General features: G+C 66.8%; 20 protein-coding genes. 12 read left to right on the plus strand and 8 right to left on the minus strand.

Translation table 11 applies throughout. The features are described from left to right. Nucleotides 1–120: 120 nt before the first annotated feature. Entirely contained in the window at nt 121–1,155 is a 1,035-nt protein-coding gene (locus NYR58_RS10790) for a GntR family transcriptional regulator (RefSeq protein ID WP_261520661.1), read from the plus strand. Between the two features lie 19 nt (nt 1,156–1,174). Here NYR58_RS10790 and NYR58_RS10795 read toward each other — a convergent pair whose 3' ends face one another. Further along, the gene (locus NYR58_RS10795) at nt 1,175–2,320 is read right to left on the minus strand and encodes an Mrp/NBP35 family ATP-binding protein (protein WP_261520665.1); all 1,146 of its coding nucleotides are present in this window, start codon (nt 2,318–2,320) and stop codon (nt 1,175–1,177) included. Between the two features lie 77 nt (nt 2,321–2,397). Beyond that, complete coding sequence (locus NYR58_RS10800) at nt 2,398–3,021, minus strand: LysE family translocator (protein ID WP_261520666.1); 624 nt, start codon at nt 3,019–3,021, stop codon at nt 2,398–2,400. Between the two features lie 108 nt (nt 3,022–3,129). Here NYR58_RS10800 and NYR58_RS10805 point away from each other — a divergent pair, with 108 nt between their 5' ends. The 6 genes from NYR58_RS10805 to NYR58_RS10830 all read left to right on the plus strand — a co-directional run bounded on the left by NYR58_RS10805 (nt 3,130) and on the right by NYR58_RS10830 (nt 10,097). After that, nucleotides 3,130–4,026 (plus strand): LysR family transcriptional regulator, encoded by an 897-nt coding sequence (locus NYR58_RS10805; protein WP_261520667.1) that lies wholly within the window; start codon nt 3,130–3,132, stop codon nt 4,024–4,026. Nucleotides 4,027–4,117: 91 nt separating this feature from the next. Further along, a complete protein-coding gene (locus tag NYR58_RS10810) occupies nt 4,118–4,597 on the plus strand; it encodes a formate dehydrogenase subunit gamma (RefSeq protein WP_261520704.1) in 480 nt (159 codons plus the stop codon). Next, nucleotides 4,594–6,150: a formate dehydrogenase beta subunit gene (locus NYR58_RS10815; protein ID WP_261520668.1), complete on the plus strand. Its 1,557-nt coding sequence runs from the start codon at nt 4,594–4,596 to the stop codon at nt 6,148–6,150. The genes NYR58_RS10810 and NYR58_RS10815 overlap by 4 nt, the downstream gene beginning before the upstream one ends. 9 nt (nt 6,151–6,159) lie before the next feature. Then, nucleotides 6,160–9,033 (plus strand): formate dehydrogenase subunit alpha, encoded by a 2,874-nt coding sequence (fdhF, locus tag NYR58_RS10820; protein ID WP_261520669.1) that lies wholly within the window; start codon nt 6,160–6,162, stop codon nt 9,031–9,033. A 4-nt stretch (nt 9,034–9,037) separates the two neighbouring features. Continuing rightward, nucleotides 9,038–9,856, plus strand: coding sequence for a formate dehydrogenase accessory sulfurtransferase FdhD (fdhD, locus tag NYR58_RS10825; protein WP_261520670.1), 819 nt, complete (start codon nt 9,038–9,040; stop codon nt 9,854–9,856). After that, nucleotides 9,846–10,097, plus strand: a complete 252-nt coding sequence (locus NYR58_RS10830) for a formate dehydrogenase subunit delta (protein ID WP_261520671.1) — start codon at nt 9,846–9,848, stop codon at nt 10,095–10,097. The genes fdhD and NYR58_RS10830 overlap by 11 nt, the downstream gene beginning before the upstream one ends. A 184-nt stretch (nt 10,098–10,281) precedes the next feature. Here the strand turns inward: NYR58_RS10830 and NYR58_RS10835 are convergent, their stop codons facing one another. The 6 genes from NYR58_RS10835 to NYR58_RS10860 form a co-directional block, all read right to left on the minus strand. Next, nucleotides 10,282–12,657, minus strand: coding sequence for a S8 family peptidase (locus tag NYR58_RS10835; RefSeq protein WP_261520672.1), 2,376 nt, complete (start codon nt 12,655–12,657; stop codon nt 10,282–10,284). A 326-nt stretch (nt 12,658–12,983) separates the two neighbouring features. After that, nucleotides 12,984–13,844 carry a carboxylating nicotinate-nucleotide diphosphorylase gene (gene nadC / locus NYR58_RS10840; RefSeq protein WP_261520673.1) on the minus strand — a complete coding sequence of 287 codons (861 nt, stop codon included), beginning with the start codon at nt 13,842–13,844 and terminating at the stop codon, nt 12,984–12,986. A 20-nt stretch (nt 13,845–13,864) separates the two neighbouring features. After that, the gene (locus NYR58_RS10845; protein ID WP_261520674.1) at nt 13,865–15,394 is read right to left on the minus strand and encodes an L-aspartate oxidase; all 1,530 of its coding nucleotides are present in this window, start codon (nt 15,392–15,394) and stop codon (nt 13,865–13,867) included. Next, nucleotides 15,391–16,365 carry a quinolinate synthase NadA gene (nadA, locus tag NYR58_RS10850; protein ID WP_378074599.1) on the minus strand — a complete coding sequence of 325 codons (975 nt, stop codon included), beginning with the start codon at nt 16,363–16,365 and terminating at the stop codon, nt 15,391–15,393. The genes NYR58_RS10845 and nadA overlap by 4 nt, the downstream gene beginning before the upstream one ends. 64 nt (nt 16,366–16,429) lie before the next feature. Next, nucleotides 16,430–17,392, minus strand: coding sequence for an NUDIX hydrolase (locus NYR58_RS10855; protein WP_261520707.1), 963 nt, complete (start codon nt 17,390–17,392; stop codon nt 16,430–16,432). A 106-nt stretch (nt 17,393–17,498) separates the two neighbouring features. Next, nucleotides 17,499–18,062 (minus strand): MarR family winged helix-turn-helix transcriptional regulator, encoded by a 564-nt coding sequence (locus NYR58_RS10860; RefSeq protein WP_261520675.1) that lies wholly within the window; start codon nt 18,060–18,062, stop codon nt 17,499–17,501. A 97-nt stretch (nt 18,063–18,159) separates the two neighbouring features. On the opposite strand from NYR58_RS10860, the gene NYR58_RS10865 reads away from it, so the two are divergent. From NYR58_RS10865 to arfA, 5 genes are all read left to right on the plus strand, one after another. Continuing rightward, nucleotides 18,160–18,891, plus strand: a complete 732-nt coding sequence (locus tag NYR58_RS10865; RefSeq protein WP_261520676.1) for a hypothetical protein — start codon at nt 18,160–18,162, stop codon at nt 18,889–18,891. Nucleotides 18,892–18,902: 11 nt separating this feature from the next. Next, a complete protein-coding gene (locus NYR58_RS10870) occupies nt 18,903–19,607 on the plus strand; it encodes a glutamine amidotransferase (protein WP_261520677.1) in 705 nt (234 codons plus the stop codon). Next, nucleotides 19,604–20,347 carry a YggS family pyridoxal phosphate-dependent enzyme gene (locus tag NYR58_RS10875; protein ID WP_261520679.1) on the plus strand — a complete coding sequence of 248 codons (744 nt, stop codon included), beginning with the start codon at nt 19,604–19,606 and terminating at the stop codon, nt 20,345–20,347. The genes NYR58_RS10870 and NYR58_RS10875 overlap by 4 nt, the downstream gene beginning before the upstream one ends. A 183-nt stretch (nt 20,348–20,530) precedes the next feature. Next, nucleotides 20,531–21,460 carry an ArsR/SmtB family transcription factor gene (locus tag NYR58_RS10880; RefSeq protein ID WP_261520684.1) on the plus strand — a complete coding sequence of 310 codons (930 nt, stop codon included), beginning with the start codon at nt 20,531–20,533 and terminating at the stop codon, nt 21,458–21,460. A 163-nt stretch (nt 21,461–21,623) separates the two neighbouring features. After that, nucleotides 21,624–23,135, plus strand: coding sequence for an arabinosylfuranosidase ArfA (arfA, locus tag NYR58_RS10885; RefSeq protein WP_261520686.1), 1,512 nt, complete (start codon nt 21,624–21,626; stop codon nt 23,133–23,135). The last annotated feature ends 1 nt before the right edge of the window (nt 23,136 follow it).

Below are 23,136 nucleotides of genomic sequence, written 5' to 3' on the forward strand. Positions count from 1 at the left end.
CAAAACTGCCGGTGCTTGGCAAGCTCGATTTCGTCATGAGCGGGAACACCGCCGCGCGGATTGCCTTGGCACCGGCCGGGCCGCTAAAGTCGTCGCCGCGGCGGAGGGAGCGAGGATCGCGTGGAAGGCGGGAAGCGGCAGGGCGAAAAGGCTGGCAGGCGGGACCTGCGCATCGGTTCCTCGCCCCGGCTCTATCACCGCGTTTTCGAGATTCTGTCGGCGCAGATCCGGCAGGGTGTGCTGGCGCCGCCGGCCACGCTCACGGAGACGGCGGTCGCCGCGCGTTTCGGCGTCAGCAGGGCCCCCGCCCGCCGCGCCCTGGCCGAGCTCGCCGAGGCAGGGCTGCTCACCCGTTCGGCCTCGCGCGGCTATGTGGTGGCGGGCGGCGGGTCGCATCAGCCCGCGCGACCCTCGCAACAGCCACCGCCTGCCGGTACAACCCTTGAGGACGTGCCCAAGCTGGTTTCGCTGCCAAGCTGGGAGCGGATCTATGGCGAGGTGGAAAGCGAGATCATCGCCCGGATCTCCTTTGCCACCTGGCGTGTGAACGAGGCCGAGCTTGCCCGTCACTACCGCGTCAGCCGCACTGTTGCCCGCGATGTGCTGGCCCGCCTGCAGCAGCGCGGTCTCGTGCGCAAGGATGATCGCGCGCGCTGGTATGCGCCTGCCCTGACGGCGGACCATGTGGGAGAGCTCTACGAACTGCGCTGGATCCTGGAGCCCGTGGCGCTCGCCAAGGCCGCGCCCAACCTGCCCCGCGATCTGCTCCAGCGGTGCCGGCAGGCGCTGGAGGCGGCCATGGCCGCGCCGGAGGTGAGCGGCGCCACGCTGGACCGGCTGGAGCACGACCTGCATGTCGCCCTTCTGGCGCGCTGCGAGAACCACACGCTCATGCAGGCCATCACGCAGCCCCAGTCGCTGCTCATCGCCCACCGGTTCCTGTACCGATGGACGGCGCGCCTGTTCAGGACGGAGCCCTTCCTGCCCGAGCATCTGGAGGTGGTCGATGCGCTGCTGGCTGGCCAGGCCGCTGCGGCCGCGACGGCGCTGCAACGCCATCTGCAGGTTTCCCGCGACCGCGCGATTGCGCGCATCGACGTCATCGCCAGAGGCACGCAACCCGACCCGCTCAGCTATCTGGAGCGGATGGGCTGAAGCGGTGGCCCGCTGGCGGCTACTCGAAGACGATGGACGGCGCGGGCTCGGCCTTGCGGGCCTTCATCTCCGCCAGCACCTTCTCCGCAATGGCGCGATAGGTTCGGGCCTGCGCGCCGTCCGGGTCGGAGACGACCACCGGCGTGCCGGCGTCGGAGGTTTCGCGCACATCCATGGTCAGCGGCACCTCGCCAAGGAAGGGCACGCCCAGCCGCTCCGCCTCCGCCTTCGCGCCGCCATTGCCGAAGATGTCGTAGCGCTTGCCCGTGTCGGGCGCCAGGAAGTAGCTCATGTTCTCGACGATGCCCAGCACGGGCACCTCGACGCGGCGGAACATGTTGAGCCCCCTGCGGGCGTCGATAAGGGCGAGATCCTGCGGTGTGGAGACGATGACGGCACCGGCAAGCGGCACCTGCTGGGCCATGGTGAGCTGGGCGTCGCCGGTGCCCGGCGGCATGTCCACCACCAGAATGTCGAGCGCCGGCCATGCCACGTCGCGCAGCATCTGGCGCAGCGCCGACATGACCATCGGCCCGCGCCAGATCATCGGGGTCTCCTCCTCGACGAGAAAGCCGATGGACATGACAGGCACGCCGTACGCCTCAAGGGGCTTCAGCGTCTTGCCGTCCGCCGTTTCCGGCTTGCCCCTGAGCCCCAGGAGACGGGGCATGGAGGGCCCGTAGATGTCGGCGTCGAGGATGCCGACCCTGAGCCCGAGCGCCTTGAGGCCCAGCGCAAGGTTGACGGCGGTGGTGGACTTGCCCACGCCGCCCTTGCCGCTGGCCACGGCGATGATGGCCTCGATGCCCGGCACGCCGGCTTTCGCCGGCGGCCCGCCCTGCGGTGCCGGCCTGCGGCCGGCAGGCTGCGGCTGAGGGCGCGGTGGGGGCGGGGCAGCGCCCATTCCCCCGCCCTGCCGTTCCGCCGTCAGCGCCACCATGGCATCCCTGACGCCGGGGATGGATTTCACCGCGCGCTCCGCCGCAAGCCGCAACGGTTCGAGCTCCCTTGCCCGCTCGGCCGGCACGGTGATCGAGAAGAACACCTTGCCGTCGGCGATGAAGATCTCCGAAACGAGGCCAAGCGAAACGATGTCGCCTTCCAGATCCGGCCCCTTGATGGTGCTGAGCCTGTCGATGACGGTTTGGCGGGTGACTGCGCTCATTGCGGCTCGCTCATTGTTCGCATTCCCCTGCCAGATAGTCATGTTCGGGGCAAATACCAAGCGCCGGGCGGCGCATGTCAGGCGGTCACGGGGTTGCGGCTGTCGGCAAGGATGCGCCCGCCGATCGCCACGAAACAGACCCCCGCCGCCCGCTCCACCCGATGCCGCGCGTCGGCAAAGCGCCTGAGGACAAGCTGCGAGGACATGAAGAGGCTGACGAGCGAGTACCAGACGAAGGCGCTCGCCACGACGAGCCCCACCATGGCCGCCAGCACCCAGGCCGGCGTCTCGCCCGTCACCGAGGCGGCGAAGATGCTGGCGAAAAGTACGATGGCCTTAGGGTTCGTCAGGGTGACGAGAAATCCGAAGATGAACGGGTTGTTCATTCGGCTTGCCTCGGCGTGGCTTGCCGCCAGCTGCTCCGGCCTGGCAAACACCAGTCGGATGCCGAGATAGATGAGATAACATCCGCCGAGAACGCGGATCGCCCAGGCGAGCCACTGAAACTCCATGAGGAGGGCGGAAAGCCCGAGCAGGCTCAGGGTCGCATAGAGGCCGAGGCACAGCGAGACGCCGAGCGTCGTCTTCAATCCCGAAAGCGTGCCGCCGGTCATGGACGCGCGCACCACGGCCACGAAGTCCGGCCCCGGCAGGATGAGGGCGGGAATGAAGATGGCGAAGACGCCAATCAAGGTCAGCATCGCTTTCCCCTCCATCGCACACGCTTCGTGTGCGCAATCAGGAAAGCACGGCGACCGATGGCGATGCAATGATGTAGGCTGGTACAAAAACGCGGTGGACATTGGGCCATGATCGACAAGCTGGAGTTCTTCATCGCGCTCGCAAGGGAGCGGCATTTCGGCCGGGCCGCGGAGGAGCTGGGCATCACCCAGCCCACGCTTTCGGCCGCCATCAAGCAGCTGGAGGATCAACTGGGCGTGATGCTGGTGCAGCGCGGCTCGCGCTTCCAGGGGCTGACGGCGGAGGGCCAGCGGGTGCTCGAATGGGCGCGGCGCATCGTCGGGGACGCGCGCACCATGCGCGAGGAGATGCGCGCCGCGCGCCGCGGTCTGGCCGGCCGCGTGCGCATCGCCGCCATTCCCACCGCGCTCGCCATGGTGCCGGAACTGACGACGCCGTTCCGCGAGAAGCACCCGGACGTGACCTTCTCGGTCGTCTCCTGCACCTCGCTCGAAGTGCTGGCGTTGTTGGAGAATTTCGAGATCGACATTGGCATCACCTATCTCGACAACGAACCCCTGGGGCGCGTCGCCACCGTGCCGCTCTACGCCGAGCGCTACCAGCTCATCACCGCGGCCGGAAACCGCTTTTCCGACCGCAGGCAGGTGACCTGGGCGGAGGTGGCGGAACTGCCGCTGTGCCTGCTCACGCCGGACATGCAGAACCGCCGCATCATCAACCGGCATCTGGAGGAGGCCGGCGCACGCGCCCATCCGACGCTGGAATCCAACTCCATGATCCTGCTCTTCTCCCACATCCGCACCGGCAAATGGGCCTCGATCATGCCGCTCAACCTGGCCGAGGTGCTGGGCTTTTCCGAGCCGATACGCGCCATTCCGATCGTCGAGCCGGATGCCAGCCACAGCGTCGGCGTCGTGGCCGTGGAGCGGGAGCCGCACACGCCCATGGTCTCGGCGCTGCTCTATCAGGCGCGGCTTGTCGCGGAGGCGCTGGCGCGCGCATGATAGAAATTTTCTATCGTCCAACGAATATGCTATATTGATCCGTGGTTTGGAAACCGTTTTTCCTCCACTGTGACGTGCATCAGGGAGGGCGCTGCTCATGCAGCAGGCAAGTACCGAGATGGTTTCCGCCGTGGCGCCGATCATCGAGCGGTGGAAACACGAGGAAGGCCCGCTTCTGCCGATCCTGAACGGCATTCTGCGGGAGTTCGGCTATGTGCCGCGCGAGGTTCTGCCCGCCATCGCCGAAGCGCTGAACCTGACGCGCGCCGAGGTCTATGGCGTCGTCTCTTTCTATCACGACTATCGCCAGAACCCGCCGGGCCGGCATGTGCTGAAGCTGTGCCGCGCCGAGGCCTGCCAGGCGACGGGCGGCGAGGCGGTGGCCGAGAAACTGCAGAAGCTGCTCGGTGTGAGGTTCGGCGAGACGGCGGCGGACGGCTCTGTGACGCTGGAGCCCGTCTATTGCCTGGGGCTCTGCGCCTGCGCCCCCTCCGCAATGCTCGACGGCGAGCTGATCGGCCGGCTCGACGAGGAAAGGGCCGAGGAAATCGCTCGGGAGGTGCGGGCATGACGGTGACGATCTACATCCCCCGCGATTCCGGCGCGCTGGCGCTCGGCGCGGACAGGGTCGCCCGCGCCATCGGGGAGGAGGCGCAGGCGCGCGGCCGGCAGGTGCGCATCGTGCGCAACGGCTCGCGCGGGCTGTACTGGCTGGAGCCCATGGTGGAGGTGGAGACCGAGAAAGGGCGCCTGGCCTATGGGCCGGTGAAGCCATCGGATGTCCCATCCCTCTTCGACGGCGATTTCCTTTCGGGAGGCGCGCACCCGCTCTTTCTCGGAAGGCCGGAGGAAATCCCCTTCCTCAAGCGCCAGACGCGGCTCACCTTCGCGCGCTGCGGCATCACCGATCCGGTTTCGCTCAGCGACTACGAGGCGCATGAAGGGCTGAAGGGCCTCAGAAACGCCCTGTCGATGACGCCGCAGGAGATCATCGGGGAAGTGACGGAGTCGGGCCTGCGGGGGCGCGGCGGCGCGGGCTTTCCCACGGGCATCAAGTGGAAGACGGTGCAAGACCAGCCGCCGGGGCAGAAATACATCGTCTGCAATGCCGACGAGGGCGACTCCGGCACGTTCTCCGACCGCATGATCATGGAGGGCGACCCCTTCGTCCTCATCGAGGGGATGGTCATCGCCGGCATCGCGGTCGGCGCCACCCGGGGCTACATCTATCTGCGCTCGGAATATCCCGTCACCCACCGCATCCTCGAAGAGGCGATCGCGGCGGCCCGGCAGGCGGGCGTTCTGGGCGGCAGCGTTCTCGGCTCGCAATACGCCTTCGACATCGAAGTGCGCGTCGGCGCCGGCGCCTATGTATGCGGCGAGGAGACCGCGCTTCTCGACAGCCTCCAAGGCAAGCGCGGGCAGGTGCGCGCCAAGCCGCCGCTTCCCGCCATCGAGGGCCTCTTCGGCAGGCCCACCGTCGTCAACAACGTGATTTCGCTCGCCACCGTTCCCGTCATCCTGGACAGGGGCGGCGCCTTCTACCGCGATTTCGGCATGGGCCGCTCGCGCGGCACCATTCCCATCCAGCTGGCCGGCAATGTGAAGCGCGGCGGCCTGTTCGAGGCGGCCTTCGGCCTCACACTCGGCGAGCTCGTGGAGGATATCGGCGGCGGCACCGCCAGCGGCCGTCCGGTGCGGGCGGTACAGGTGGGCGGGCCGCTTGGCGCCTATTTCCCGCCGGCCCTGTTCGACACGCCCTTCGACTACGAAGCATTCGCCGAGAAGGACGGGCTCATCGGCCATGCCGGCATCGTCGTCTTCGACGATACGGTGGACATGCTGAAACAGGCGCGGTTTGCGATGGAGTTCTGTGCGGTCGAAAGCTGCGGCAAGTGCACGCCCTGCCGGGTAGGCTCGACACGCGGCGTCGAGGTGCTCGATAGGCTGAAGAACAACATCGAGCCCGAGCGCCAGATCGAGATCGTCACCGATCTCTGCAACACCATGAAGTTCGGCTCGCTCTGCGCGCTGGGGGGCTTCACGCCCTATCCGGTCCTCAGCGCGCTCAGGCATTTCCCGGAAGATTTCCGTCCGCACCCCGTGCGGGAGGCAGCGGAGTAGGAGAAACCCATGTCATTCGTCAAGGAGATCGACTACGGCACCCCGGCCGCCAGGTCGGACAAGACGGTCACCCTCACCATCGACGGGCGCGAGATCACGGTGCCCGAGGGCACGTCCGTGATGCGTGCGGCGCGTGAAGCCGGCATCGAGGTGCCGAAGCTCTGCGCCAACGACATGGTGAAGGCCTTCGGCTCCTGCCGGCTTTGCCTGGTGGAGATCGAGGGGCGTGGCGGCACGCCGGCCTCCTGCACCACGCCAGCGGCCGACGGCATGAAGGTGTCCACAGGGACCGAGCGCCTGCAGACCATCCGCCGCGGCGTGATGGAGCTCTACATGTCCGACCATCCCGAGGACTGCCCGGCCTGTGCCGCCGGCGACTGCGAGATGGCACGCATGGCAAGGACGGTCGGCCTGAAGGAGGTTCGCTACGGCCGCGAAGGCGAGAACCACATCTGGCCGGCCCGCGAAGGAAAGGCCAATCCGCATTTTGTGGAGATGGACCTCTCCAACCCCTACTTCGCCTACGATCCCTCGCAGTGCATCGTCTGCTCGCTGTGCGTGCGCGCCTGCGAGGAGAGCCAGGGCACCTTCGCGCTCACCGTCGAAGGCCGCGGCTTCGAAAGCCGCATCGCCGCCGGCATGCACGAGCCGTTCCTGGAGTCGGAATGCGTGTCCTGCGGCGCCTGCGTGCAGGCGTGTCCCACCGGCGCGCTGCGCGAGAAATCGGTGATCGAGAAGGGGATGCCGGAGTGGTCGGCCGTCACCACCTGCGCCTATTGCGGCGTCGGCTGTTCCTTCATCGCCGAGATGAAGGGCGAGGATGTGGTGCGCATGGTGCCCTACAAGGCAGGCAAGGCCAATCGCGGCCATTCCTGCGTGAAGGGCCGCTTCGCCTATGGCTATGCCATCCACAAGGACCGCATCCTGCGCCCCATGGTGCGCGAGAAGATCACCGATCCGTGGCGCGAGGTCACATGGGAGGAGGCGTTCCGGCACGTGGCGAACGAGTTCCGCCGCATCCAGTACCAGTATGGCAGGAGTGCCGTCGGCGGCATCACCTCCTCGCGCTGCACCAACGAGGAGACCTATCTCGTCCAGAAGCTGGTGCGCCAGGGTTTTCGCAACAACAATGTGGACACCTGCGCGCGCGTCTGCCATTCGCCCACCGGCTATGGGCTGAAGACCACTTTCGGCACCTCGGCGGGCACGCAGGATTTCGATTCGGTCGAGCAGGCGGACGTGGTGATGGTGATCGGCGCCAACCCCACCGACGGCCATCCGGTTTTCGCCTCGCGTCTCAAGAAGCGGCTGCGCCAGGGTGCGAAGCTCATCGTTCTCGACCCGCGGCGCATCGACCTCGTGCGCTCGCCGCATGTGGAAGCGGCCTTCCATCTGCCCCTGAAGCCGGGCACGAACGCCGCTGTTCTCAACGCGCTCGCCCATGTCATCGTTTCGGAGGGGCTGTTCGACGAAGCCTTCATCCGCGAGCGCTGCGACTGGGACGAGTTCCAGGACTGGGCGCAGTTCGTGCTGGAGCCCGAGAACAGCCCCGAGGCGGTCGAACAGGTCTCCGGCGTGCCGGCCGAGACCATCCGCGGGGCGGCCCGGCTCTACGCCACCGGCGGCAATGCCGCGATCTACTACGGCCTTGGCGTCACCGAGCACAGCCAGGGCTCCACCACGGTGATGGCCATCGCCAACCTTGCCATGGCCACGGGCAACATCGGCCGCCCCGGCGTCGGCGTGAACCCGCTCAGGGGCCAGAACAATGTCCAGGGCTCCTGCGACATGGGCTCTTTCCCGCATGAGCTGCCGGGCTACCGCCACATCTCCGAGGATGCCACGCGCGCCATCTACGAGGCGCTGTGGGGCGTCAAGCTCGACGACGAGCCGGGCCTGCGCATTCCCAATATGCTGGATGCGGCGCTGGAAGGCTCCTTCAAGGGGCTCTACATCCAGGGCGAGGACATTTTGCAGTCCGACCCCAACACCCGTCACGTGGCCGACGGCCTTGCGGCCATGGAGTGTGTGGTCGTGCACGACCTCTTCCTCAACGAGACGGCCAACTATGCCCACGTCTTCCTGCCCGGTTCCACCTTCCTGGAGAAGGACGGCACATTCACCAATGCCGAGCGGCGCATCAACCGCGTGCGCAAGGTGATGGAGCCGAAGAACGGCTATGCCGACTGGGAAGTGACCCAGAAGCTCGCCCAGTCGCTGGGCCTTGACTGGAACTATGCCCACCCCAGCGAGATCATGGCCGAGATCGCCGCCACAACGCCGAGCTTCGCCGGGGTCAGCTATGAGCTTCTGGACCGCGAGGGCTCCGTGCAATGGCCGTGCAACGAGAAGGCGCCGACAGGCACGCCCGTCATGCATGTGGGCGGCTTCGTACGCGGCAAGGGCAAGTTCATCCGCACTGCCTATGTGGCCACGGACGAGAAGACAGGCCCGCGCTTCCCGCTGCTTCTCACCACCGGCCGCGTCCTCTCGCAGTACAATGTCGGCGCACAGACGCGGCGCACGGCAAATGTCGTCTGGCACGAGGAGGACCGGCTGGAGATCCACCCCTTCGACGCCGAGAATCGTGGCATTCGCGATGGCGACTGGGTGAAGCTTGCAAGCCGCGCCGGCGAGACAACCTTGCGCGCGAAGATCACCGAGCGCGTGGCGCCCGGCGTCGTCTATACCACCTTCCACCACCCGGCGACCCAGGCCAACGTGGTCACCACCGAATATTCCGACTGGGCCACCAATTGCCCGGAATACAAGGTTACGGCGGTGCAGGTGACGCCCTCCAACGGGCCGACCGAGTGGCAGGAGGATTACGAGGCGCTGTCGCGCAGGAGCCGCCGCATCGTGCATGTGGAGGCGGCTGAGTAGGCGCATGTCCGCTGCGCTCGCCCACGTCTCGCGCATTGCCCGCCGCGCCGGGGGCACCCACACCGCGCGGCGCACCGTGCCGGAGGAGGCGGCCGTGGCGCTCTCCTACGGCGGCACCACCCATGCGGTGATGATGGCCACACCCGCCGATCTGGAAGATTTCGCCCTCGGTTTCAGCCTTACCGAAGGCATCGTGTCGTCGCCGCGGGAGATCGACTCCATTGCCATAGAGGATGTCGGGCCGGGCTTCGACGTGCAGATCCGTCTTGCGGATGCTGCCAATCGGCGTTTCGAGGCGCGTCGCCGCCGCCTTGCCGGGCCCGTCGGCTGCGGGCTTTGCGGCATCGAATCCATCGAGGAGGCGATGCGCGCCGTGCCGCCCGTCAGGGCGTCGCTCGGGCTTGCCGCCGGCGATGTGGTTGAGGCCGTGCAGCGCTTGGGCGAGCGTCAGGCGCTGCACAGGCAGACCGGCGCCGTCCATGCCGCTGGTCTTTATGTGCCCGGCAAGGGCATCGTCGCCGCGCGCGAGGATGTCGGCCGCCACAACGCGCTCGACAAGCTGGCCGGCGCGCTCGCCAGAGCGGGGATTGCCGGAGCAGACGGCGCGGTGGTCATCACCAGCCGGGTTTCCGTGGAGATGGTGCAGAAGGCGGCAGCCATCGGCGCGCCGGTTATCATCGCCGTCTCCGCGCCGACCGCGCTTGCCGTGCGCACGGCGCAGACCTGCGGTGCCACGCTCGTGGCCCTGGTGCGCGGCGACGAGTTCGACATCTTTACCCATCCCCAACGCATAAGAGACGGAGCGGCCCGACATGTCGCATGAGGCAGGCTACAAGACCGGCGAGGAAAAGCTCGTCTACATGGCCAACCAGATTGCCCGGTTCTTCGAGGCGATGCCGCACGAAGAGGCCGTCTCGGGCGTGGCCGATCACATCAACAAGTTCTGGGAGCCGCGCATGCGCCGCCATCTCTTCGAGATCGTCGCGCGGGGGGGCGAGGGGCTCAGGCCCCTGGTGCTCGAAGCGGCGCAACGGGTGAAACGCCCGCGCGAGGCCGACGCCTGAAGCGGCGCGCCGAAAAGCGCAGCCCGGTTGCCGACACCGCACCGGGAGCCCCGGTTGTGATCGGGAAACGCCGTCCGCGACCCTACAGCATTTTGCAGCCAGATGGAATCATCTGGCGTCGCACAAATGCCGCAGAAACAAACAGATGGACCGGATCAGCGTTTCATTGAAACGATGAACCCGTCTAGAACGACTTTTTCAGCCCCAGCAAGACGGAAAGGACGGGATTGGGGTCTTCGCTGGCCACGAAATCCGTGTTGAGGCCGAAAGCCATGTCGAAGCCGCTTTCGAAGCGGTTGCGATAGACGAACCCGATGCGCAGCGGAAGATCGGCTTCCGCAAGATCGACGGCGATCCTTTCGTAGTGAATGGTGCCATCCGCGTCGCGGCCCACGGGCAGGCGCAGGTCCGCCTCGCCGGCGACCGCCGTCGGACGTATGCCCGCATAAAGGTCGAGCGTGTCACCCCCGTTCAGCACGCCATGCCGCCGGGCGGACAGCCCGCCGCTTGCATAGGCAAAGGCGCCATAATTCACCAGCGCGTCGGGATCGTTCCCCGCGAAGCCGCTGCCGAACTCGGCATAGGCGCCGACTGACCAGCCCGGCGACAGGGCGGTGCCGATGCTGAAGCCGGTGGCCACGGTTCCCGTATCGCTGGAGGGGACGAACGGCCCGCGGGCCGCGTGGCCAAAGAAGCGGTTCTGACTGTGGCTGAAGGAAAGGGTGACCTCCGTGGCGAAGCGCTCGTTGCCCATCAGGCGCGAAAGGGAGAAGGCGCTGCTGGCGGCATCGTCCGCCTGCGTCATCTGGCCGGCCATCTGCAGAAACCCGCCATCGGCGAGCGGCAACAGGCGGAAGAAGGCGTTCTCGCCACCGAGGTCGCCATGCGCCTGCGAGAAGAAGAGCTTCGGCATTGCCGCGCTTTCGAGCGCGGGCCGGGAGCGGGAAGGAATCTCCGCGAAGGAGAAGCTTTCCGAGATTTCCTCGACATTGCGGGCAAACCGGTCCGGGTCTGCCGGGCTCGAAGACGGGCTGCCGCCGGCGCCGAGCGCCCGGCCCGGCAGATAGAAATCCGTTCCCAGCGCGTCGACCAGCATGATGCGGCGCTCGGCCATTGCCTTGGCAAGGGCATTGCCGATCACCGGACCGGCAGTATTGACACCGCCCTCGAGGCTTGTTCTCCGCCCGGAAAAGACGTTCGCCCCGCTGGCAATGGACAGCCCGCCAATGGGGGAAAGCGCTGCCTTCATATCCGGCACGCCATGCCCGTAGAGGCGGGAATAGGGGTGGCTGACGCCGGAGCCGAAGATCCTCGTGCCGGAAATCGTACGCTGGAAGCCTTCCCAGTCCGTACGGGCGGAAGCCAGAAGGCGCACCGTCCATTCGGCGGGCGAGAGGTTGGGGAAGGCCTGCGCCAGCAGCGCGATTTGCCCCGACACCTGTGGCGCGGCGAAGGACACGCCCGTCGCAAGGTCGTAGGACGTTTTGCTTTCCGCCGTCGGTGCGTAGACGGAGCCGTCGCTGGTCAGGCAGAATGCGGCGGCCGAGCCGCACGGCGCCGAGATGAGGTCCGCATCGAGAATGCTGCCGTCGCTTTCGTCGACGGTGAAAAGCGCATTGCCGACGACCAGCCAGGCCTCGGCGAGCTCCGGCACGAAAAGGGGCAGCGCGGCGAGCGACGAGGCGTCTGCCCTTCCGTCTCCGGCAGCGCCCAGATTCTCGTCGTTGGAATTGGCAAAGACGATGACACCCGTCTTCTGGAAGCGGTCATAGGCGTCGAAGAGCCGCTGCCAGTCCTTCTTCAGGCTGCTGCGCCCGCCTGCCAGATAGTCCGCGTAGCTGTTTGCGCTGGAGGCCCTGAAGGCCGCCAGCTCCTCGTCGGCAGGGGTTTCGGTTGCCAGGCCCCAGGAGTTGTTCTGGACCACCGCGCCATGGGATGCCGCGTCATCGGTGCCGGCGGCCACATGCGACAGGAAGGAACCGCTCTTGTTGGCGAAATGCCAGGATGTGAGGTGCAGGTCGGCTTCCGGCGCCACACCCATGGTTCCCTTGCCATCGGCGTTGCCGGCCGCGATGCCGGCCACGGCCGTGCCGTGGTCCTTCACCGCGAAGGCCCTGACCTCGCCCGCAAAGCTGTGGATCGTCTTGCCGGCAAACTCCTGGTGGCCGCGCAGAAAACCGTTGTCCATCACGGCAATCAGCGTGCCCTTGCCGCGCAGCTTCGTGCCGTCGGCAAGCGTTGCCGTATGGGCGTGGTGAATGTTCTGCAGGGCATAGGTGGATGCGCTGGCGCAATCGGGATTGCTGATGCCGGCGCACAGGGCAGGCAGCCCGAGGTTCTGGCGCAACGCCTTCTCCTCATGGGTAAACAGGTCGATTGCCCTGAACTCCGGGTCCTTGGCATAGGTGGTCGCCTCCGCCCCGTCGAGCACCGGATAGTCGGCCGGTTTCGGCTGCGCATTGTCCTGCGACGTGGAACCGTCCCCGCCTCCGCCCCCTCCGCAACCTGCAATGAGCAAGCAGGCCGCCCCGAGGGCAAGCCGTGCGATCGTTTTCTTCATTGTGTTCCCAATCTCCGTGCGAGGCGGAAGGGCTGCCGCGACGCTTTCCTGAACCTGTTTTTGAATACAACCATTTCGTGATCAATTTGAGAAGGAATATGAAAGCGTTGCAGGAATGCCAAGAGCCTTTTGGCATCCTTTCACTCTTCTTCAGGTTGAGGATGGGCGCAGGCCGGCCGCGGGCAGTGGCGAGCGGCAGATCCGCGTGGCCGGGCCTGGCATGGCTTGGTGGAAATCGAGCCGGGGTGCAGCCGGGATGTGGTCGGCAGGGGCCCCGTCGACGCCGCCGTCCGCGGTGTCAGCGTCAACGTTCTCGTGGAGCAGCCCTATCCGGCGGCGGCGAAGTCCAGGCCGATGTCGAGGATGGGCGCGCTGTGGGTCAGCCAGCCCACCGAGATCAGATCGACGCCGGTTGCCGCCACGGCGGGTGCGGTCTGCGGCGTGATGCGGCCGGAGGCTTCCGTCACGGCGCGGCCGCCCACCATGGCGACGGCGCGCGAAAGTGTCTCGGTGGACATGTTGTCGAGCAGCACGGCATCCACGCCGATGGCGAGCGCCTCCTCGAGCTGGGGCAGCGTGTCCACCTCCACCTCGATCTTGACCATGTGGCCGGCATGGCGGCGCGCCCGCTCGACCGCCGGCTTGATGCCGCCGGCCAGCGCGATGTGGTTGTCCTTGATGAGGATCGCGTCATCCAGACCGAAGCGGTGATTGGCGCCGCCGCCCGCGCGCACGGCGTATTTTTCAAGGGCGCGCAGGCCGGGCGTCGTCTTGCGTGTGCAAACGATGCGGGCGCGCTGCCCCTCGACGGCTTCCACGATGGCGCGTGTGGCGGTGGCAATGCCGCTCAGGTGGCACAGCAGGTTGAGCGCCGTGCGCTCGCCGGCCAAGAGCCCGCGCGCGGGGCCTGCCACGGTGGCCACCACCTCTCCGGCTGCAACGCGGGCACCGTCTGGCCTGACGACCTCCATGCCGATGGACGGATCGACCAGCCGGAAGGCGAGCGCGGCGGCATCCAGGCCGGCAATCACGCCCGCCTGCCGGGCGGAGAGCGTCATGGAGGCCCTGAGCTGTGGCGGAACGACGGCATCGCTCGTCAGGTCGCCCGCCCGGCCCAGGTCTTCCAGAAGGGCGGTGCGCACGACGGGCTCGATCAGGATGGTGGGAAGCGGCGGAAGAAAGCTCATCTCGGGCACCTCTGGCTGGGTCAGGCCGGCGCGCAGGCCAGCTCTCGGGCGATGGCGCGCGCCTCGTCCCATGTCAGGCGGGAATGGCGGGCGACCGCCGCCTTGTGAGGGAAGTCGCTGCGAAAATGCGCGCCGCGGCTTTCGCGCCGTTCGAGCGCGGCAACGGCGCTCATCAGCGCGACGATGGCGGGGTCCGACGCCTGCCCCTCGCCCTCGGCCAGGGGCAGGAGTGCGGCAACGGCTGCCCGCAGCGCCTCGCCATCACGCACCAGCCCGAGCGCGCGGGAGACGATCGGACGCACGGAGGCCGGCTCGGCCGGCGCCGGGCGGCCCATCCCGGGCGCGGGCGTGCGGGGCAGGCGGGCCTCGCTTCCGGCTATGCTCTCGGCGACATTGCGGGCAAAGACCGCAGCTTCGAGCAGCGAGTTGCTGGCAAGCCTGTTGGCACCGTGAAGGCCTGTACACGCGGCTTCACCGCAGGCCCAGAGCCCTGGCAGCGAGCTGCGCCCGCAGAGATCCACGCCGATGCCGCCCATGTGGTAGTGCGCTGCCGGCCGCACGGGGATGGGCTGGCGCGCCGGGTCTATGCCGGCCGCATGGCAGAAGGCGGCGATGGCCGGAAAACGGGCGGCGAAGGCGGCGCCGGGCCTTTCGCGCGCGTCGAGATAGACGCGGTGCCCTTCGGCGAGATGCCGTGCGACGGCGCGGGCCACCACGTCGCGGGGGCTGAGCTCTCCGCCTTCCACCCCGGCCATGAACCGCCGGCCTGTTTCGTCGATCAGGATCGCGCCTTCCCCGCGCACCGCTTCGCTGACGAGTTGCATCGGCCGCGCCGGCGTGTCGAGTGCGGTGGGATGGAACTGGATGAATTCGAGGTCGCAGAGCGCGGCGCCGGCGCGCGCGGCCAGCGCGAGGCCCTGACCGAAGGAGCCTGACGGGTTTGTCGTGTCGTCGAACAGCCCGCCGATGCCCCCGGTGGCAACGACGACGCGCGCCGTTGGAAAGAAGACGGGGCCGGCCTCTCCGAGCGCCAGAACCCCGGCCACCGCGCCGTCATGGGTGACGAGGCGCCGCGCTTCCACATTCTCCAGCAGCGCGATGGAGGGCGTGCGGCGCACCGCTTCAAGAAGGGCATGCACGAGCGCCCGGCCCGTGCCGTCGCCCGCCGCGTGCAGGATGCGGCGGCGGCTGTGCGCTGCCTCCAATCCCATGAGAAGCCGCCCGTCCGCCGCCCGGTCGAAGCGCACGCCATGGCGCATCAGCGCCTCCACGGCCTGGGCGGCGGCTTGCGTCACATGGGTGACGACGTCGCTTTCGCACAGGCCGTCTCCGGCCTTGATGGTGTCGGCGCAATGCAGCGCCGCGTCGTCGTCCTCGCCGAGGCTCGCCGCCAAGCCGCCCTGGGCCAGAACGCTGGAGCACGCCTCGCCCGCCGGCGCCTTGCTGAGAAGGACGACGGGCTCCGGCGCCAGGTGCAGCGCCGTCATGAGCCCGGCAAGCCCGCCGCCGATGATGACGGGCCGACCGGGCGCTACGGCGCCGGCGTTCATACGGCCAGCATCCGCTCGACGGCGCGGCGTGCGCGCTCCGCCACCTCCGCATCCACGGTCACGACGTGCCGGTTTTCCTCCAGCGCGGTGCGGATGTTGCCAAGCGTTATGCGCTTCATGTGCGGGCACAGATTGCAGGGGCGGATGAAGTCGATGCCGGGATGCGCGACCGCCACATTGTCGCTCATCGAGCACTCGGTCATCAGCACGACGCGGCGGGGCTGCTCGCGGCTCACATAGTCGGACATGGCAGCCGTGGAGCCCGAGAAATCGGCCTCGGCCACCACCTCCGGCGGGCACTCGGGATGGGCAAGCACGGTGACACCCGGATGCGCCTCGCGCAAGGCGCGAATGTCTTCGGCGGTGAACCGCTCGTGCACCTCGCAATGGCCTTTCCAGGCGATGATCTCCACCTTCGTCTCGGCGGCAATGTTACGGGCCAGATATTCGTCGGGCAGCATGATGACGCGCTCCGCCCCCAGCGATTCCACCACCTGCCGGGCGTTGCCGGAGGTGCAGCAGATGTCGGATTCCGCCTTTACGGCCGCCGAGGTGTTGACATAGGTGACGATCGGCACGCCGGGATAGCGCTGGCGCAGCAGGCGCACATCCTCCGCAGTGATGGACTCGGCCAGCGAGCAGCCGGCCTCCAGGTCGGGGATGAGCACCGTCTTTTCGGGGTTGAGCAGCTTGGCCGTCTCGGCCATGAAATGGACACCGGCGAGCACGATCACCTCGGCCTCGGTCTCCATTGCCCTGCGCGCCAACGCCAGGCTGTCGCCCACGATGTCTGCCACGCAGTGAAAGATTTCCGGCGTCTGGTAGTTGTGCGCCAGGATGACGGCGTTGCGCTTCCGCTTCAGTTCGAGGATGGCGCTGATGTCACCGGCGAAGGCCGGCCACTCGATGGACGGGATGACATCGCGCACCCGTTCGTACAGCGATGCCATCTGGCTTGAGGGATGATGCATGACCGGCTCCATTATGCTCATTATGAGTATAATCATGATATGCTGACATTGAGCATAACAAGAGTCAAGACCTCATCAGCGGCAATCGCGTCCCTGCGACAGTCCGCTCCATCAGCACCGCCTGGCGGAAGCGGAACAGCTTGGCCGGTCGGCCTCGCGTCTGCGTGCTCATCTCGCCCGTCTCCTCCACCAGTTCCTGCTGCTCGATCAGGCGGCGGAAATTCTGCTTGTGGACGAGCCGCCCGGCCAGCGCCTCCACGGTCAGTTGCAATTGCAGCAGCGTGAAGGCCGGCGGCATGAGCTCGAAGACCATGGGGCGGTACTTGATCTTGGTGCGCAAGCGGGCAATGCCCGTTGCCAGGATGCGGCGGTGATCGGCGATCATTGCCCGTCCTGGTGCCAGGGCCGGACCGCCCCCGGCCCGGTCGCGCATCGCCTCCTCCACCAGCATGGCCTCGTAGAGCAGTTCGTAGCGCTGCAGCACCAGCTCCTCGTTCCAGGGCCGGCCGTCGAAGCCGAAGGTGATGGCGGCGCGCAGCCGCCGCTCGTCGCGGGTCTCCGTATCCTCGGCCTCCTCCGCCCATGCCTGCAGGCGCGGCTCCAGAAGCCCTGGCAGGAGAGACGGCGTGCCGGCGCGGTGGTCTTCCCAGGGGAAATAGTCGTACCAGCTTCGCCAAGCCGGGTCTCTGCTGCCCTCGCGCTCCTCCTTGCAGGTCAGCCCCAGATAGCTGATGGAGATGGCCCGCCCGCCGGCGATGCGGTCGCGGTCGGCAAAGGTGTAGAGCTGTTCGGTATAGCCGAGCCGGTGGCCGGTCTGCTGCTCGACCCAGCGCCTCAGCCCCGCCTGCAGGGAACGGTGCCGGTGCTCGAAAGGGCCGGAGGGCAGGGCGGTCGCCTCCTCCACGGTCAGCACGCAGGGCTGGTTGCCGGTCACCGCAACCACGACGGCTGTAAGGTCCACCGCGACATTGTCGCCGTCGCCGCTTCGTCGGGGGGAAGGGGGCCTGTCCGCGGCGTTCTCCGGCATCGGGTTCAAGATGCAAAGCTCCTGATCTTGGCTCGAAACTCGCCGGGCGGAAGGTGGCCCGGCCAGCGCGGCACGTCAACTCCTGTCCGTCGCTCGCCGCGGGCGCTCAGACCTCGTGCTCGACGCAGATCCGGCGCGCGTCCTCCCCCGACAGCGCCACGTCGAGCAGGCCGCATCTGTGCGGGGCCTGCCTGTCGCCTGCGTTTGCGTTCCGGCGGAAGAACCGGCACGTTGCACACGCGCCGAAGCTTTTCGAGCCGTTCTTCACGATCGCCTCGCCGAGAACGGCCGACAAGGCCCTCTCCAGTTCGTCTTCGGCGCCCACCGCCTCGATATGGGTGGCGAATGTGTGCAGCGGATCCTGGGCAAGCCGTGCATGTCCTGCCTCGGTGAGCTCCAGCGTCACCGAACGGCGGTCCCGCGTGCTCGGCCTGCGCGCGACATAGCCCTTCCTTTCGAGGGCAATCAGCGTTTGCGAAACGGTCCCGCGCGTGGAGCACAGATAGTCGGCGAGCGCCGCCGGCGTGCGGGAGAACCGATTTGCCCTTTCGAGATAGCGCATGGCCCCCCATTGCGCCGGATTGAGGGCGCCCTTCTGCTCCTCGGCATGGATCAGCCGGCCGATCCTCTCGATCAGATTCGCCGCCTTCAGGGATGTCTGCTCTTTCATTGTAGCGACTCGCTATTTTTCTGTTGACGCCGCCGGTATCCCATTGCTAGCCATAAAGTATCGACTCGATACTATAATGGCAAGAAGGAGCCGTCCCATGTCCCGAACCTTATCCTTTCTTTCCGCGGCCGGCCTGCTTACGACCCTCTCCCTTGGCGTTTGTGCACAGGCTGGCGAGATCGAGGGCCCGGCATCGGCGGAGCCCGCCGCCTTCGACATCCGGCGGGCAGGCATCGCCATCGACGGCAGCAGCCTCGTCTTCTCCATGCAGACCGAAGGCGAGGCGGGCGCGCAAAGGCCGCAACCGGCAGGCCAGCTCGGCGGCGCGCCCGTCTGGTCCTACGTCTGGCCCACCTCCTTCGATCCCTCCGTCGTCGGCTTCGATCGCGAGGCCGGCATCCTGGCATTTGCGGTCACCGCGCACCCGGATTTCGACGACACGCCGCTCTTCGATGAGGATGGGGACGGCGATGCGGGCAATGACGGCCAGCACTGGCATTCCCACTGGGTCGTGCTCGTCGAGGATGATGCCTGCGGGGCGGGGGCGCTGAAGGTCCGCGACATCCCGGAAGGGGCCTCGCCCAGACTTCCGAAGACCTGGCCCGATCTGCCCATCCTCATCGACAGCCCCGGCTGGCATCCACGGTTTGAGGAAGACCGGTTGAGCGTGCGCGTGCCGTTCGATCCCGAGACCGAGCTGAAGGGTGTCCGCTTCGACGCGGTGACGGCCGCGCTGCGGGTCAATGCCAGCATCCACAGCCCGCTTCTCTGCGTCACCGACGTCTTCGAGGCGGCCGGCGGCCTTTCCCTTCCCGGCGTGGCCGAGTAGGGAGGCAGACCATGGAAAGGACGGCGGTGGCGATACGGCATGTCGGTTTCGAGGATCTCGGCGCCTTTGCGCCGGCGATCCAGGCTGCCGGCTACGCCATTCGTTATCACGACGTAGGCGTGGACGATTGGGCAACGCTGCGCCGGCAGGGGGCCGACCTGCTGGTCGTGCTGGGCGGTCCGGTGGGCGCCTGTGAGGATGAGCGATATCCTTTCCTCCGCGGGGAGGCCGACCTCATCCGGGCCCGGCTGGAGGCCAACCTGCCCACCATGGGCATCTGCCTGGGGGCGCAGCTCATCGCGCGTGCCGCCGGCGCACGCGTGTTTCCCGGCCCGGCGAAGGAGATCGGGTTCGCTCCCATCGCGCTCACCGAGGAGGGCAGGCTTTCCTGCCTCTCGGCCTTTGCCGAGGAGCCGCTGACCCTGCACTGGCATGGCGATACTTTCGACCTGCCGGCCGGTGCCGTGCGCCTGGCCTCGACCGAGACCTGCGCGAATCAGGCATTCGCGATCGGGCCGAACATCATCGGCTTCCAGTTCCACCCCGAGGCGGGCGGACCGGGGTTCGAGCGCTGGCTCATCGGCCACACGGTGGAGCTCTCCGCCGCGGGGATTGACATTGCCGCCCTGCGCGCCGAGGCGCAGCGCCATGGCGCCGCCCTTGCCCGCAAGGCACGGGCCGTCTGCGCGGCATGGCTTCGCGGGCTTGCGCCGTGAGCGCCCGGGACACGCCCGAGGCGGCAGCGATCCGGCACAATCTGGCTGCCGTCCAGGCCAGGATCGCCGCCGCCGGTGCCCGCGCCGGGCGCGCCGCGGCCGACATCAGGCTTCTGCCGGTGACGAAGACGGTTTCCCCGGCCCGCATTCGCCTCGCCCATGCGGCCGGTTGCCGGATGTTCGGCGAGAACAAGGTGCAGGAAGCCCGCAGCAAGGCGGAGGCCCTTTCCGACCTTGCCGTCCGATGGTCGGTCATCGGACACCTTCAGACCAACAAGGCGAAATATGTCGCCCGCTTCGCCTCGGAGTTCCAGGCGCTCGACAGCCTGAAGCTCGCCGAGGCGCTGGAGCGCCGGCTGCAGATCGAGGGCAGGGGGCTTGACGTGCTCGTGCAGGTCAACACCTCCGGCGAGGAAAGCAAATACGGCCTTCCTCCGCAGGAGGTGCGCGGCTTTCTGAAACACCTTCCGTGCTTCTCCGCCCTGAGGGTGCGCGGTCTGATGACGCTTGCCGTCCTCTCCGCCGATCATGCGCGGGTGCGCACCTGCTTCCGGCGGCTGCGGGAGCTGCGCGACGCGCTGCGCCAGGATGCCCCGGCGGGCGTCTCTCTGGCCGAGCTCTCCATGGGCATGTCCGGCGATTTCGAATGCGCGATCGAGGAGGGGGCGACGGTGGTGCGTATCGGTCAGGCCATCTTCGGGCCGCGCCCGCTTCCCGACAGCCATTACTGGCCGGTTTGATTCCGCCCCGCCTGCCCGTCCGCAAAACGGAGCCTGCAATCACGGCCGGGTGCTCCCGGCCATGGCAGCGCCGGGACATGCTCATCGGAAAATCTGAAACAGGTGCGGGATATTTCTCCGTAAGGGCTATGAATATCAGAAAATTGGATATAAATCGATGGGCATCGAGCTCCGGGAGCCCTCATGACCCAGAACTTTCTCGTCCTCGATCCGCAAGAGGATATCGGCGTGCTGAAGAGCCTGGCCTCTTCAGTGCGGATTGGCATTCTGCGATTGCTGCACGAACGTGGCGGCATGAACGTCAACGAGATCGCGCGCGTGCTCGGCCTGCCGCAATCCTCGATTTCGTCGAATATCCAGATCCTTGAGGAGGCCGGTCTGCTGCGCAGCGAAGCCCGGCGGGCAACCAAGGGCAGCCAGAAGGTCTGTCATCCGGTCTATGACGAGATCCTGGTGGTCTTCAAGAACCAGCAAAGGGCGCTGAGCCCGGACGAGATTCAGATCTCCATGCCGCTCGGGCTCTACACGAACTGCGCGGTCACTGCGCCCTGCGGCATCTGCTCGCCCGAGGGGATCATCGGACTTCTTGATGTACCTGACAATTTCCTCAATCCGGACCGTATGAAGGCGGCCCTCCTGTGGTTCACGAGCGGTTTTGTCGAGTATCAGTTTCCCAACAACGCCAAGCTCAACGGCTCGCAGGTCGAAAGTGTCGAGTTTTCCATGGAGCTGAGCTCGGAGGTGCCGGGCACCGCTTCCGAATGGCCCTCCGACATCACCGTCTCGGTCAATGGCGTAGAGCTCGGCATCTGGACCTCGCCGGGAGATTTTGGCGACAAGCGGGGCGTCTACACGCCGGGCTGGTGGAAGCTGGCCGGCTCCCAATACGGGATGCTCAAGAGCTGGAGCGTCAATCGGGGCGGAAGCTTCGTTGACGGGATGAAAATCTCCGACGTGAGCATCGACGCGTTGGACCTCGACCGTCATCGCTCGATCCGTCTCAGGATCGAGGTGAAACCTGATGCCAGACACCCCGGGGGCGTCAATATCTTTGGTCGCGGTTTTGGCAACTACGATCAGGACATCGTGATGCGCCTGCGTACGAAGCGCTGATGCATGCCCAACGCAGGCCCTTCGGGTGAAAAATATATATAAAACAAAGTATTGAGCGAACTTATCCTGCTCTTCTCAAGGTGGCTTGACGCCCCGGGGCCGTTCGGTCAATTATACTGGATAAATACGATTTGTATCAGAAATCAGGATATAGAGGGGCTTCATGAGGGCGCGCGCTGCGATCCACCGTGATTTTCGGATCAGCAATATTGATGACCGGCTGTATTCAGCCTTCATCGAGCATATGGGCCGCGCCATCTACAGCGGCATCTACGAGCCTGGCCATCCGGCCGCCGATCGGGACGGCTTCCGCGAGGATGTCCTCAAGCTCGTCCGCGATCTGCAGATCCCGGCCATTCGCTATCCGGGCGGAAACTTCGTCTCCGCCTACAAGTGGGAAGACGGCGTGGGCCCCAAGGAAAGCCGGCCTGTCCGGCTCGATCTTGCCTGGCGTTCGAAGGAGACGAATCAGGTCGGCATCAACGAGTTCGCCACCTGGGCCGGCCGTGCCGGCATCGAGATGATGCTGGCGGTCAATCTGGGCACCCGGGGCCTCGAGGAGGCACGCAACTTCGTTGAATATGTCAACCATCCTTCCGGCAGCTACTGGTCGGATCTGCGCCGTAGCCACGGGGTCGAAAAGCCCTACGGCGTCAAGATGTGGTGTCTGGGCAACGAGATGGACGGGCCCTGGCAGATCGGCCACAAGGAAGCCAAGGAGTATGGCCGTCTCGCCGACGAGACGGCAAAGGCGCTGCGCGGGCTCACCCCGGATGCCGAGCTGATCGTCTGCGGCAGCTCCAACGACACCATGCCGACCTATCCGGAATGGGAACGTGTCGTGCTGGAGGAGTGCTACGATAACGTCCACTATATCTCGCTGCACAAATATTTCGGGAACAACCGCAAGGACACGCTGAATTATTTCGGCAAGATCGAGGAGACGGGGCGCTACATCCAGTCGATTGCCGGGGTGATCGACTACGTCAAGGCGAAGAAGCGCTCCCGCCATGATGTCCATATCTGCTTCGACGAATGGAACGTCTGGTATCATCGGCGGCAGGAGGACTCGCGCCGCGTCAAGGAGTGGGACTGGCCGGAGGCGCCGGACCTTCTGGAAGAGGATTACAATGTCGAGGATGCCCTCTTCGTCGCCGGCCTTCTGAACGAGTTCATCCGGCGCAGCGACCGGGTGCGGATTGCCTGCATCGCCCAGCTCGTCAATGTGATCGCCCCCATCCGCGCCGAGCGCGGCGGTCCGGCCTGGCGGCAGACCATCTACTACCCCTATCAGTTCGCTTCCCTTTATGGCCGGGGGCAGGCGCTTCGGGTGAGCGTGGACAGCCCACGTTATGATTGTGAGGCGGCCGACGACGTGAACTTCCTCGACATGGCGGCGGTTCACGATCCGGCAGCAAAGACGCTCACCCTCTTCATCCTCAACCGTCACCTTGACGAGACGCTGGAGCTGGACGCGGCCCTGGCCGGTTTCGATGCCGCGCAGCTCGTCGAGCACCGCGTGATCGAAGGGCATGGTCGGCTGGAGGAGACCAACGGCCCGGAGGCGCCGGACCGGGTGGCGCCCCGGCAGGGCAGCGGTCTCGGCGTGGAGGATGCCCGGCTCGTCGGGCGGCTGGCGCCCCTGTCCTATCACATGGTCCGCATGCGGGTCTGAG

This window comes from Chelativorans intermedius, from assembly GCF_025398255.1.
Lineage (GTDB): Bacteria > Pseudomonadota > Alphaproteobacteria > Rhizobiales > Rhizobiaceae > Chelativorans > Chelativorans intermedius.

Excerpts from the sequence above, each read along its gene's own strand:
- NYR58_RS10795 (WP_261520665.1), bottom strand. The coding sequence starts at position 2,320 with ATGAGCGCAGTCACCCGCCAAACCGTCATCGACAGGCTCAGCACCATC.
- NYR58_RS10800 (WP_261520666.1), bottom strand. The coding sequence starts at position 3,021 with ATGCTGACCTTGATTGGCGTCTTCGCCATCTTCATTCCCGCCCTCATC.
- NYR58_RS10805 (WP_261520667.1), top strand. The coding sequence starts at position 3,130 with ATGATCGACAAGCTGGAGTTCTTCATCGCGCTCGCAAGGGAGCGGCAT.
- NYR58_RS10815 (WP_261520668.1), top strand. The coding sequence starts at position 4,594 with ATGACGGTGACGATCTACATCCCCCGCGATTCCGGCGCGCTGGCGCTC.
- fdhF (WP_261520669.1), top strand. The coding sequence starts at position 6,160 with ATGTCATTCGTCAAGGAGATCGACTACGGCACCCCGGCCGCCAGGTCG.
- fdhD (WP_261520670.1), top strand. The coding sequence starts at position 9,038 with ATGTCCGCTGCGCTCGCCCACGTCTCGCGCATTGCCCGCCGCGCCGGG.
- NYR58_RS10830 (WP_261520671.1), top strand. The coding sequence starts at position 9,846 with ATGTCGCATGAGGCAGGCTACAAGACCGGCGAGGAAAAGCTCGTCTAC.
- NYR58_RS10835 (WP_261520672.1), bottom strand. The coding sequence starts at position 12,657 with ATGAAGAAAACGATCGCACGGCTTGCCCTCGGGGCGGCCTGCTTGCTC.
- nadC (WP_261520673.1), bottom strand. The coding sequence starts at position 13,844 with ATGAGCTTTCTTCCGCCGCTTCCCACCATCCTGATCGAGCCCGTCGTG.
- NYR58_RS10845 (WP_261520674.1), bottom strand. The coding sequence starts at position 15,394 with ATGAACGCCGGCGCCGTAGCGCCCGGTCGGCCCGTCATCATCGGCGGC.
- nadA (WP_378074599.1), bottom strand. The coding sequence starts at position 16,365 with ATGCATCATCCCTCAAGCCAGATGGCATCGCTGTACGAACGGGTGCGC.
- NYR58_RS10855 (WP_261520707.1), bottom strand. The coding sequence starts at position 17,392 with ATGCCGGAGAACGCCGCGGACAGGCCCCCTTCCCCCCGACGAAGCGGC.
- NYR58_RS10860 (WP_261520675.1), bottom strand. The coding sequence starts at position 18,062 with ATGAAAGAGCAGACATCCCTGAAGGCGGCGAATCTGATCGAGAGGATC.
- NYR58_RS10865 (WP_261520676.1), top strand. The coding sequence starts at position 18,160 with ATGTCCCGAACCTTATCCTTTCTTTCCGCGGCCGGCCTGCTTACGACC.
- NYR58_RS10870 (WP_261520677.1), top strand. The coding sequence starts at position 18,903 with ATGGAAAGGACGGCGGTGGCGATACGGCATGTCGGTTTCGAGGATCTC.
- NYR58_RS10880 (WP_261520684.1), top strand. The coding sequence starts at position 20,531 with ATGACCCAGAACTTTCTCGTCCTCGATCCGCAAGAGGATATCGGCGTG.
- arfA (WP_261520686.1), top strand. The coding sequence starts at position 21,624 with ATGAGGGCGCGCGCTGCGATCCACCGTGATTTTCGGATCAGCAATATT.